Origin of the sequence: Nocardia sp. NBC_00511 (assembly GCF_045161165.1) — a bacterium.
Taxonomy (GTDB): Bacteria; Actinomycetota; Actinomycetes; order Mycobacteriales; family Mycobacteriaceae; genus Nocardia.
This window is the reverse complement of the sequence record NZ_CP107849.1, coordinates 7498541-7509328: the sequence shown is the minus strand read 5'-3', so window position 1 is coordinate 7509328 and position 10788 is coordinate 7498541. Positions and strand designations below refer to the sequence as shown.

11 protein-coding genes are annotated in these 10788 nt (G+C 67.0%); 4 read left to right on the top strand and 7 right to left on the bottom strand.

Translation table 11 applies throughout. The features are described 5' to 3' along the window. Window position 1: 1 nt before the first annotated feature. The 5 genes from OG300_RS34930 to OG300_RS34910 all read right to left on the bottom strand — a co-directional run bounded on the left by OG300_RS34930 (window position 2) and on the right by OG300_RS34910 (window position 4343). Complete coding sequence (locus OG300_RS34930; protein WP_405488457.1) at window positions 2-1246, bottom strand: MCE family protein; 1245 nt, start codon at window positions 1244-1246, stop codon at window positions 2-4. 16 nt (window positions 1247-1262) lie between these two features. Then, the gene (locus tag OG300_RS34925; RefSeq protein ID WP_405488455.1) at window positions 1263-2114 is read right to left on the bottom strand and encodes an MlaE family ABC transporter permease; all 852 of its coding nucleotides are present in this window, start codon (window positions 2112-2114) and stop codon (window positions 1263-1265) included. Window positions 2115-2118: 4 nt separating this feature from the next. Then, window positions 2119-2883 (bottom strand): MlaE family ABC transporter permease, encoded by a 765-nt coding sequence (locus OG300_RS34920; RefSeq protein WP_405488453.1) that lies wholly within the window; start codon window positions 2881-2883, stop codon window positions 2119-2121. Between the two features lie 323 nt (window positions 2884-3206). After that, the gene (locus OG300_RS34915) at window positions 3207-4109 is read right to left on the bottom strand and encodes a 3-oxoacyl-ACP reductase (RefSeq protein WP_405488451.1); all 903 of its coding nucleotides are present in this window, start codon (window positions 4107-4109) and stop codon (window positions 3207-3209) included. A 45-nt stretch (window positions 4110-4154) separates the two neighbouring features. Next, complete coding sequence (locus tag OG300_RS34910; protein ID WP_040854753.1) at window positions 4155-4343, bottom strand: ferredoxin; 189 nt, start codon at window positions 4341-4343, stop codon at window positions 4155-4157. Window positions 4344-4513: 170 nt separating this feature from the next. On the opposite strand from OG300_RS34910, the gene OG300_RS34905 reads away from it, so the two are divergent. Together OG300_RS34905 and OG300_RS34900 are read left to right on the top strand one after the other, a co-directional pair. Next, on the top strand, window positions 4514-5707 hold the full coding sequence (locus OG300_RS34905) for an acyl-CoA dehydrogenase family protein (protein WP_405488449.1): 1194 nt from the start codon (window positions 4514-4516) through the stop codon (window positions 5705-5707). 22 nt (window positions 5708-5729) lie between these two features. Continuing rightward, window positions 5730-6857: an acyl-CoA dehydrogenase family protein gene (locus OG300_RS34900; protein ID WP_405488447.1), complete on the top strand. Its 1128-nt coding sequence runs from the start codon at window positions 5730-5732 to the stop codon at window positions 6855-6857. A 90-nt stretch (window positions 6858-6947) separates the two neighbouring features. Here OG300_RS34900 and OG300_RS34895 read toward each other — a convergent pair whose 3' ends face one another. Continuing rightward, a complete protein-coding gene (locus OG300_RS34895; RefSeq protein ID WP_405488445.1) occupies window positions 6948-7643 on the bottom strand; it encodes a maleylpyruvate isomerase family mycothiol-dependent enzyme in 696 nt (231 codons plus the stop codon). Between the two features lie 37 nt (window positions 7644-7680). Then, a complete protein-coding gene (locus OG300_RS34890) occupies window positions 7681-8877 on the bottom strand; it encodes a glycosyltransferase (protein ID WP_405488444.1) in 1197 nt (398 codons plus the stop codon). A gap of 174 nt (window positions 8878-9051) precedes the next feature. Here OG300_RS34890 and OG300_RS34885 point away from each other — a divergent pair, with 174 nt between their 5' ends. Then, window positions 9052-9465 carry a VOC family protein gene (locus OG300_RS34885; protein WP_405488442.1) on the top strand — a complete coding sequence of 138 codons (414 nt, stop codon included), beginning with the start codon at window positions 9052-9054 and terminating at the stop codon, window positions 9463-9465. A gap of 123 nt (window positions 9466-9588) precedes the next feature. Further along, complete coding sequence (locus tag OG300_RS34880) at window positions 9589-10782, top strand: Rieske 2Fe-2S domain-containing protein (RefSeq protein ID WP_405488440.1); 1194 nt, start codon at window positions 9589-9591, stop codon at window positions 10780-10782. Window positions 10783-10788: the final 6 nt, after the last annotated feature.

Sequence of the window (10788 nt, the reverse complement as noted above, 5' to 3'; positions counted from 1 at the left end):
TTCACTTGGCCACCCCCGGAACATCACCGAACAGCAGCTGGAACACTCGGGGACCGTTGAGGCTGGTGCTCGTCGGCGGCGTCCACACCTCGCCCTCGGAGGTGTCGGTGACGATGTACTGGGAGTGGCTGCCCGGCACCCGGTCGAGAATGTTCTCGCAGTGCGGGCCGCCGGTGGCGTTCACCTTGGGCAGATCCTTCGGGTACGAGTACGGAGTGCCGCCGCCCATGAAGCCGGCGTTCAGCGTCACGTACGGGCCGTCGCCGCCGAAAATGCGGTTGCCGACCGGCAGCGCGTCGGCGGAGCCGACGACCAGGCAGTAGAGGGCCGGGTTGTACTCGTTGAGCAACTCGGTGGTCGGGCGCAGCACGCCCAGCGTGTCGACCAGGGCCTTCTCGTTGTCCGAGAGCACGGTGCCGGTGTCGTTGGCCAGGCCGACCAGATTCAGCAGCACCCGGTCGAAGTTGTCCTTCTCATCGACGATGGTGCCGCCGGTGACGGCCACATTTCCGGTGGTGCGCAACAGATCCGGCGCGGTGTCGGCGTAGAGGTTGGTGACGCCCACCGAGGTCTGCAGATCGCGCTGCAGGTCGGGGAGGCTGGGGTTGAGGGCCTTGAGGACATCGTCGCTGTCGACCATGAGCTGACCCAGTTTGTCGCCGCGGCCCTGCAGGGCGGTGCCCAGCGCGGTCAGCGTCGCATTGAGCTTCTCCGGCTGGACCTTGCCCAGCAGATCCGTCAAATGCTGGAACAGCGTGTTGAATTCGACCGTCACCGCGCCCGCCTGCACCACCGAACCCGGCTTGAGCGAGTCGGAGGAGGGGGTCTGCGGTTCGATGAAGTTGATGTACTTCGCGCCGAAGACCGTCGAGGAGTTGATGTCGACGGTGGCGTTGGCCGGCACCATCTTCAGCTTGTCCGGGTCGATGGCGAGGTCGATGCGCGCGCCGTCGTTGCCGTCGGAAATGCCGGTGACCCGGCCGATCTCGACGCCGCGGATCTTGACCTTGGCGTCCTTGTCCATGACCAGGCCCGCCCGCGGGGACGCGATCGACACCTTGACGGTGTTGTCGAAGCCACCCGCGAAGCTCACCAGGCAGATCGTCACCGCGGCGACGATGCCCAGTACCAGTCCGGCACCCGCCAGCCGGATCACCCACCTCTGTTCGAGGTACCGCTTGGGCCTTGGTTTCTCGACGAAAGGTGAACCGATCGGGTTCACCACGCCGCCTTGCTGTTGGACCATGTCGTGTGTCCCGCCCCTACCCGGAGAGATGGAAATTGCCGGAGGTGCCGTAGATGGCCAGCGACATCAGCAGCGTCACCATGACGACCGCGATCAGCGAGGCCCGCACCGCATTGCCTACCGCCACGCCCACACCGACCGGTCCGCCCGCGGCGTGATAGCCGTAGTAGGTGTGGATCAGCATGACCGCCATGGCCATGAAGATCGCCTGCGCGAAGGACCAGAGGATGTCGCTGGGGATGAGGAAGGTCGAGAAGTAGTGGTCGTACACACCGGCCGACTGGCCGTAGATCACCACGGTCGCAAAGCGACTCGCGATGAACGAGGCGATGACCGCCAGTGAATACAGCGGAATGATGGCGATCATGCCGGCCAGCATTCGGGTGCCCACCAGGAAGGGGACCGGCCGGATGGCCATCACCTCCAGGGCGTCGATCTCCTCGGAGACGCGCATGGCTCCCAATTGTGCCGTGGTACCCGCCCCCAGGGTGGCCGCCAGGCCGATACCCGAAATCACCGGCGCCGCAATGCGAACGTTGATGAACGCGGAGAAGAAGCCGGTGAGGGCCTCGACGCCGATATTGCCGAGCGAGCTGTAGCCCTGCACGGCGATGGTGCCACCGGCGGCCAGGGTCAGGAACCCGACAATGATGACGGTGCCGCCGATCACCGCCAAAGCACCGGTGCCCATGGAGATCTCGGCGATCAGGCGGATGGTCTCGGTGCGGTAGTGCACCAGGGCCTTCGGGACCGAGGCGATCGAGCGCGCGTAGAACACCGCGTGGTGGCCGACCGAATCGAGGCCCGCGGTGAATCGCCGAAAGCGGTTGGTCACCTTGGGGAAACGACTTTGGATCACGAACGACATCAGATCACCGTGCCGTGAACTTGATGCCAACGGCGGTTACCACCACGTTGATGACGAAGAGCGCCATGAACGCGAAAACCACTGTCTGGTTGACCGCGTCGCCGACGCTCTTGGGCCCGCCCTTGACGTTCAGGCCGAGATAGCAGGCGACCAGTCCGGCGACGAGACCGAAAAGCGTTGCCTTGATTTCGGAGAGCACCAGTTCGGGCAGATGCGTCAGCAGCGTGAGGCCGTTGACGAACGCACCCGGGTTGACGCCCTGCAGATAGACCGAGAACACGAACCCGCCGAGGATGCCGATCGCCGAGACCAGGCCGTTGAGCAGCAGGGCCACCAGCATGGAGGCGAGCACGCGCGGGACGACCAGCCGCTGCACCGGGTCGATGCCCAGTACGCGCATGGCGTCGATCTCCTCGCGGATGGTGCGCGCCCCGAGGTCCGCGCAGATCGCGGTCGCACCCGCACCGGCTACGACGAGCACAGTGACCATGGGGCCGACCTGGGTGATGGTGCCGAACGCGGCGCCCGCGCCCGACAGGTCCGCCGCGCCGATCTCGCGCAGCAGGATGTTGAGTGTGAAGCTCACCAGCACGGTGAACGGAATCGCCACCAATAGGGTGGGCACGATGGAAACCCGGGCGATGAACCAGGACTGATCGATGAATTCCCGTCGCTGGAACGGGGGCCGTACTGCAGCACGGGCGACCGCGCCGGCGAGTTCGAAGAACCCTCCGACCGCCCGCAGCGGTACGGCAAGGACTTCATTCATTCCCGCTATTCCTCCTGCCCCTGCCTTGCTATAGCAACCGAGATCTGAATGTGATCTCGGTCCCGCCCGAAGATTAGAACACGTTCTCGTGCCATCCGGGAAGGTTTCGACGGTTTTGAACAGGTCATCTTTCTGAACTTGCGTCCAGTTTCGAGAACATGTTCAGTGCAGCCTAACCGTCAGAACGGTGACGCTTTGTGAGGCGCCACACAGAGTTGTCCCCATTCCTACCAACGATCGATCGCGTGATCAACCGTGGCGCAGGGGGTGTGCGTCGTCTATACGAACTCACAGCCCCCCGACCCGGGTAACTCAGGTAAGCCTTAACCCAGATCCTTCAGGGAAGAGGCGGAAAACGATGCGTCCGAACCACGTTCGGAGAAATAGCCGCCCAGCGCGTCGGCCAGGCCCTCGCGGGTCCACTCGCCCTCGGCGTCGAAACGCCGTTCCACCACCGGAGCCGCCATCAGCGCCACCATCGGGCCGTAGACGACGAACAGTTGACCGTTGACGGAATCGGCTGCCGGAGAGGCCAGATAGGCCACCAGGCGGGCGACGTGATCGGGCGAGAGCGGATCCGGGCCCTGGTCGGGGGCGGCGGAGAAGACCTTCTCGGTCATGGCCGTACGGGCCCGCGGCGCAATCGCGTTGGCGCGCACGCCGACACCCTCGAGCGCCCGCGCGGCCGACAGGGTCAGCGCGGTGATACCGGCCTTGGCCGCACCGTAGTTGGCCTGACCGGCCGGACCGAGCAGACCGGCCTCCGAGGAGGTGTTGATGATGCGCCCGTAGACCGGCGCGCCGCTCTCCTTGTACTTGGCGCGCCAGTAGGCGGCCGCGTTGCGGGTGAGCAGGAAGTGGCCGCGCAGGTGCACCGCGACGACCGCGTCGAAATCCTCGTCGGACATGTTGAACAACATCTTGTCCCGGGTGATCCCGGCATTGTTGACCACGATGTCCAGGCCGCCGAAGGTCTCCTCGGCGGTGCCGATCAGGGCGTCGGAGGTGGCCCGCTCGGCAATGCTGCCGGCCACGAACTCGGCCTTGACGCCGAGCGCCCGAATGTCGGCCAGGGTCGCGCTGACCGCGTCGTTCTCGGTCAGATCGTTGACGATGACCGACGCGCCGGCCCGGGCCAGCTCGAGGGCTTCGGCCCGGCCCAGCCCGGCGCCCGCGCCGGTGACGATGGCAACCCGGCCGGCAAGACTTACATCAGAATCGCTCACCGGGCCGACTCTAGAACGTGTTCTACCTGATGGGCAAGGCTGGTCTCAGACCAGCTTCAGCGCCGCCTTCGGGCACTGCGCCACGGCCGACTCGATGTCACGCCGGTTGGCCTCGGTCACCTCGGCCTCATTGACGTGCAGGTTGTCGTCGTCATCGAGATCGAAGACATCAGGGGCGATTCCGACGCAGATTCCGTTCGCTTCGCACTGGTCGAAATCGACGATGACCTTCATAACTGACTCCTTCGGAACAGGGTTCGGCCGAGAGTAACAACAGTGCTCCGCGATCCGCAGCCAAGGCAACCCTTTCGCGGTGCAATACTGGAACATGTTTCACCAGCTGTGTCATGATCGGCTGAACCCTGCTGAGCACATTGAACAGCGAAGAAGGCTAGAGGTACCGCATGCGGATCGCATACACGCTGCAACAGGAACAGCTTCGCGCTGAGCTGCGTGACTATTTCACCCGGCTCATCACTCCTGAACGGCGACAGGCGCTTTCGGCGCAGACCGGCGAGTACGGCGAGGGCAACGTCTACCGCGAGGTGGTCGAGGAGATGGGCCGCGACGGCTGGCTGTCGCTGGCCTGGCCCAAGGAGTACGGCGGCCAGGACCGCTCCACCATGGATCAGCTGATCTTCACCGACGAGGCCGCCATCGCGGGCGCCCCGGTGCCGTTCCTGACCATCAACTCCGTTGCGCCGACGATCATGCACTACGGCACCGAGGAGCAGAAGAAGTTCTTCCTGCCCAAGATCGCCGCGGGTCAGCTGCACTTCGCCATCGGCTACTCGGAGCCGGGCGCGGGCACCGACCTGGCTTCGCTGCGCACCTCCGCGGTCCGCGACGGCGACGACTGGATCATCAACGGCCAGAAGATGTGGACCTCCCTCATCGCCTACGCCGACTACATCTGGCTCGCCGCCCGCACCGACCCGGCCGCCAAGAAGCACAAGGGCATCTCGATGTTCATCCTGCCGACCACGGCGGAGGGCTTCTCCTGGACTCCCGTGCACACCATGGCCGGACCCGACACCTCCGCCACCTACTACCAGGACGTGCGGGTCAAGCACTCCGACATGGTGGGCCCGGAGAACGGCGGCTGGTCGCTGGTCACCAACCAGCTCAACCACGAGCGGGTCGCGCTCACCTCGTCCGCGCCGCTGGCGCTGGCCGTCTCGCAGGTCACCGAGTGGGCGCGCAACACCAAGGCCGCCAACGGTTCCCGCGTCATCGACCAGGAATGGGTGCAGATCAGCCTGGCCCGCATCCACGCCAAGGTCGAATACCTGAAGCTCACCAACTGGGAGATCGCCTCGCGCGCCGACGCCGGCGGCGACGCCGCGCCGCGGCCGTGGGACGCCTCCGCCACCAAGGTGTACGGCACCGAACTGGCCACCGAGTCCTATCGCGCGCTGATGGAGATCCTCGGCCCGCAGGCCTACCTGCGACAGGACTCCGCGGGCTCGCAGCTGCGCGGCCGCCTGGAGCGCATGCATCGCGCCTGCCTGATCCTCACCTTCGGCGGCGGCACCAACGAGGTGCAGCGCGACATCATCGCCATGACCGCCCTCAAGCAGCCCGCCGCGTCGCGCTGACCCCGAAACCGAGGTAACCATCATGGATTTCAGCCTTACCGAAGCGCAGCAGGACCTCGCCCGCCTCACCGCCGAGGTCACCGGCAAGCTCGTCACCGCCGACCGGCTGCGTGAGCTCGACAAGAACACCGACGCCGCCGGTGCACCCACCGTGCGCTTCGACGCCAACCTGTGGAGCTCGCTGGCCGAGACCGGCGTGCTGGCCGCGGCCCTGCCGGAGACGGTGAACGGCAGCGGTTTCGGCGTGCTCGAGCAGACCGCGATCCTGCGCGAGATCGGCAAGTCCGTCGCGCCGGTGCCCTACCTGTGGTCGATCGTGCTCGGCGCGGGCGCGCTGGCCGCGTTCGGCTCGCAGCCGCAGCAGGAGCTCGCCGCCGCGGCCGCGACCGGCGAGATCGTCCTCACCGCGGCGCTGAGCGAGGAGCGCAACTGGGAGCTGGGCAAGCCGGTCACCACGGCCATGGCCGGTGACGGCTGGCAGCTGACCGGACTCAAGACCACCGTGCCCTTCGCCCGGCAGGCGGCGCGAATCCTGGTCTCCGCCAGCGTCGACGGCTCCCCCGCCGTCTTCCTGGTCGATCCCGCGCACCCCTCGGTCCGCATCGAGGACCAGATCGTCACCGACCGCTCCCCCGAGGCCGAGGTCGAATTCGCCGGTACCCCCGCACAATTGGTGGGCACCGTCGAACAGGGCGGCGAGATCCTGAACTGGCTGCTGGAGCGGGCGTGGCTCGGCCTGGCCGCCACCCAGCTCGGCGTGGTCGAGAAGGGTCTGGAGCTGGTCGCGGACTACGCGCGTGAGCGTGAGCAGTTCAACCGCAAGATCGGCAGCTTCCAGGCTGTGGCGCAGCGGCTCTCCGACGCCTACATCGACGTGCAGGGTGTCCGCTTAGCCGTGCAGCAGGCGGCGTGGCTGCTCTCGGAAGGACTTCCGGCCACCGCCGAGGTCCACACCGCCAAGTTCTGGGCCGCCGACGCCGGTCACCGCGTCGCCCACACCGTCGTACACGTGCACGGCGGCGTCGGCATCGACCGCGATCACATCGTCAACCAGTACTTCACCGCCGCCAAGCACCACGAATTCGCGCTCGGCGGCGCGACCGACCACCTGCGCGCACTGGGCGGTCTGCTGGCGGACACCGCCAACTGATCAATCCCAACGGCGAGGCGGCGACCCGATAAGGGCCACTGCCTCGCCGTTGTGGTGTTCGGGCACAGGTGAATTCGGTGGGCCTGCCGCTCAGGGAACCAGCGGACCCGCGAGCACCCGTTTGCCCGCGGCCCAGTTGCCCTTCCAGTGCAGTGCCGGGTCCTCGGCGTCCTTGCGCTGCCACAGGGCCAGCAGCAGATCCGAGGAGGTGCCGGTGAGTTCGGCGACCGGCTCGCCGGAACCGTAGGTCCAGCTCTGGCCGGTATCGGTGGAGCGCAGGCCAAGGGCCACTTCGGGTTCGGTGGCCAGGCCGCGCTTGATCATGCGGGGCGCGAAGAGTTCGAAGACCTCGGTGACGCCGTCGGAGGCGATCGCCGGATCGAAGGCCTCCGGAGTGCCGAAGGCGTTGTGCCCGTCCCACACGTGGACGAGGGTCTCCAGGGCGCGGCGACGCTGCCAGAAGCCGACGGTGCGCGGCATGGCGCTGGTGAACGTCCAGGCCGGGGTCGCCGGATCCACCGACAACGTCTCCACCATGGCGCTCGCGCTCGCGTCGTACCAGGCCCGCAGTTCGACGGCGTCCTTCGGGGCGGGCTCACCCTGGAAGTCGCCGCGCCCCTCGGCCACCGCGTTCACCACCCACAGATTGCCCTGTCCGACATGGTCGGCCAGGTCGTAGAAGGTCCAGTCGCCGCAGTGCGGAACCGGTGCCGACAGCTCGACGTCCGGCGTGATGAGTTCACCGAAGGCGCTGAGCTGCTCGCGCAAAATGGCCAAGAAGTTCATGGCGCTCACGGTAACCGGACACCGCCGGTCCCGCGCCTCAGGATTCGAGTTCGCGCAGGGACAGGATGCGGTCGGCCGCCGGGCCGGGGTGCTCACCGGCGGGCTCGATCTCGTGGCGCAGCGCCGCACCCAGGGCGTCGTGGCGAATGGCCCGGCCCAGGTCGGCGGCCGCGCGGTAGTGCGCGGGCGTGTTCAGCAGCTGCCGCACGGCACGACCGATGCGCTGCGGAGTCGCGGTGCGCGCCAACACGATTCCGGCGCGGTGGGCGTGCACGCGGGCCGCGTTGTCGGCACTGTCACGACCGTGCGGCAGCACCAGGACCGGGAGGTCGGCGGCGAACGACTTCATCAGCGTGCCGTGACCGCCGTGCGTGATCACCAGGCTGGCGTGCCGCATGACCTCGCGATGCGGGGCCGAGCGCACCACCCGCACCTGCGGACCGGCGATGATCTCGGCCGGATCCACGGCGGGACCGGTGGTGATCAGCGCGCGCACGGGCAGGCGGCCCAGTGCGTCGGAAATGCGCTGTAGGCAATCGGTTTGGCGTTGCTGGGTGGTCGAGAGCGAGACCAGCACCAGCGGGTCGCCGCCGTCTGCGACTGGCCAGTCCGCCGCGGTGGCCCAGTCCGGATCGTCGAGGATCGGGCCCACCCAGCGCACTCCGGCGGGCGGTTGCGCGGGGAAATCGAAGGCGGCGCTGGACAATACGAGCTGACGCTGCGCCAGCTGCGCCTGATCCTGATAGTGCGCCAGCCGTTCCAGTCCGAAGTCGGCGCGCAGCGCGTTGAGCCGCGGTAGCAGCTCCTCGTCCCAGCGACGCTGAACCAGCGTGCCCACCACGCGATCTCGCATCCGGCCCAGCGGCCCCCGAGCGAGCCCGAAGCCGGTCCCCGGCGGCGGCGCGCCCTCCATCGGCAGCGGGTAGATGCCGGGCACCAGCACCGCGAACGGGACGTCGCAGGCCTGCGCGGCGACCATGGCGCCGAAGGCGAAGAAGGAGGCCAGCACCAGATTCGGCCGGTCGGCGTCGATTTCGTCGGCGGTGTCGCGGGCGTACCCGGCTCCGGCGCGCGGGCGCAACCGGGCGCCGGTGGCGGCCACCTGCGCGGCCATCGACTCCTCGGCCAGCACCGTCACCCGATGACCGTGCCGCACCAGCCGCCGCACCACCCCCAGTTCCGGCGGCACCGTACCGCCGCTGCCGGTGAGCGCGACCAGGTAGCTGTACTTCATCGGGCACCTCCACAGCCACTCTCGCACGCCGGGCGGATCGCCGACCGGACGATCGGGAAATGATGTGTCACAGGCCACAAAACGGACGCTCCGATGACTTTGCGGCCCCCGCCCCGTCCGTACTAGAGCACCGATGGATGCACACCCGGATCGCGGACGAGAGGACCAATCACCATGGCCAGCAAGATGATCTTCATCAATCTTCCCGTCGCCGACCTGGACCGATCCATGCGCTTCTACCAGGCGCTGGGCTGGAAGGTGAACCACGACTTCACCGACGACAATGCCGCCTGCATCGTGATCGACGACAACATCTGCCTGATGCTGCTGACCCACGACTTCTTCACCAACTTCGCCACCCGGCCGATCAGCGATACCCGCGGGTCCCTCGGCAGCGTCTACGCGCTGAGCCTGGCCACACCCCAGGAGGTCGACGAGCTCGCCGACGCCGCGCTGCGCGCCGGGGGCACCGAGGAGGTCAATGCCGAGAAGCGGGCACAGGAGGCCCAGGTCGGCATGCACGGCCGCACCTTCCTCGATCCCGACGGCCACCAGTGGGAGCCCTTCCACATGGCATATCCGGGCTGATCGGAACGTCCGGCTGACCGGGACAAGTGTCCGGATTTCCTGGCCCACCCCCGGGGGATTCTGTAACCTGTTTCAGTAACCAAAACTGAAACGTGTTCTAGTTTCGTGAAGGGGAGCCGACAGATGTCAGCAACAGCCCAGGGACCGGCCCGCAAAGTTCGTGAGATCGATGTGGGCACGGCCCCGACCAGGTACGCCCGCGGATGGCACTGCCTGGGACTGGCCGCGACCTTCCGGGACGGCAAGCCGCACGCGATCAACGCCTTCGGCACCAGACTGGTGGTCTTCGCCGACAGCACCGGAGGGTTGCAGGTGCTCGACGGGTACTGCCGTCACCTCGGTGGCGACCTGAGTATGGGTGAGATCAAAGGTGATTCGATCGCCTGCCCGTTCCATGATTGGCGCTGGGGCGGCGATGGCAAGTGCACCGGGATCCCGTATGCCCGCCGCGTGCCGCCGCTGGCGCGCACCCGGTCCTGGACGACGCTGGAGCGCAACGGGCAACTGTTCGTCTGGCACGACCACGAGCGCAACGACCCGCCCGCAGAGGTGACCATCCCCTACATCGAGGGACCGTTCACCGCTGCCGACGGCAGCGGCGTCGAACAGCTCGACTCCGGATGGACGCAGTGGAGCTGGAATTCGATGGTGATCGAGGGCTCCAACTGCCGCGAGATCATCGACAACGTCGTGGACATGGCGCACTTCTTCTACATCCACTACGCCTACCCGACCTACTTCAAGAACGTCTTCGAAGGCCACGTCGCCACCCAGTTCCTGGAGTCGACGGCACGGCCCGATATCGGCATGGCCACCCAGTACGGCGGGGACGCACTGTTGAAATCCGTTGCCGCGTACCACGGTCCGTCCTACATGACGAACCCGCTGACCAATATCTACAGCGGCTATCAGATGGACACGGTCCTCATAAACTGCCACTACCCGATCTCGCAGGACGCGTTCATGCTGCAGTGGGGCATGACGCTGCGCAAGCCGCAGGGCGTGGACGACAAGACCGCGGATCGCCTGGCGGGCAAGATGCTCGAGGGCATCGGCGAGGGCTTCATGGGCGATGTCGAGATCTGGAAGCACAAGTCCAAGATCGACAACCCGCTGCTCACAGAGGAAGACGGACCCGTCTACCAGCTGCGCCGCTGGTACGACCAGTTCTACGTCGACGTCGCCGACATCGACCCGAAGTCGGTGCAGCGCTTCGAGTTCGAGGTCGACACCACCAAGGCCAATGCGGCCTGGGAGGCCCAGGTGGCCGAGAACCTGCGCGCCCGAGCCGAGGCCGAGGCCGCGCAGCACGCCTGACGACGC

Bases quoted from the DNA above. Each gene is read 5' to 3' on its own strand.
- OG300_RS34930 (WP_405488457.1), bottom strand. From the start codon at position 1,246: ATGGTCCAACAGCAAGGCGGCGTGGTGAACCCGATCGGTTCACCTTTC.
- OG300_RS34905 (WP_405488449.1), top strand. From the start codon at position 4,514: ATGCGGATCGCATACACGCTGCAACAGGAACAGCTTCGCGCTGAGCTG.
- OG300_RS34880 (WP_405488440.1), top strand. From the start codon at position 9,589: ATGTCAGCAACAGCCCAGGGACCGGCCCGCAAAGTTCGTGAGATCGAT.
- OG300_RS34925 (WP_405488455.1), bottom strand. From the start codon at position 2,114: ATGTCGTTCGTGATCCAAAGTCGTTTCCCCAAGGTGACCAACCGCTTT.
- OG300_RS34900 (WP_405488447.1), top strand. From the start codon at position 5,730: ATGGATTTCAGCCTTACCGAAGCGCAGCAGGACCTCGCCCGCCTCACC.
- OG300_RS34895 (WP_405488445.1), bottom strand. From the start codon at position 7,643: ATGAACTTCTTGGCCATTTTGCGCGAGCAGCTCAGCGCCTTCGGTGAA.
- OG300_RS34890 (WP_405488444.1), bottom strand. From the start codon at position 8,877: ATGAAGTACAGCTACCTGGTCGCGCTCACCGGCAGCGGCGGTACGGTG.
- OG300_RS34885 (WP_405488442.1), top strand. From the start codon at position 9,052: ATGGCCAGCAAGATGATCTTCATCAATCTTCCCGTCGCCGACCTGGAC.
- OG300_RS34910 (WP_040854753.1), bottom strand. From the start codon at position 4,343: ATGAAGGTCATCGTCGATTTCGACCAGTGCGAAGCGAACGGAATCTGC.
- OG300_RS34920 (WP_405488453.1), bottom strand. From the start codon at position 2,883: ATGAATGAAGTCCTTGCCGTACCGCTGCGGGCGGTCGGAGGGTTCTTC.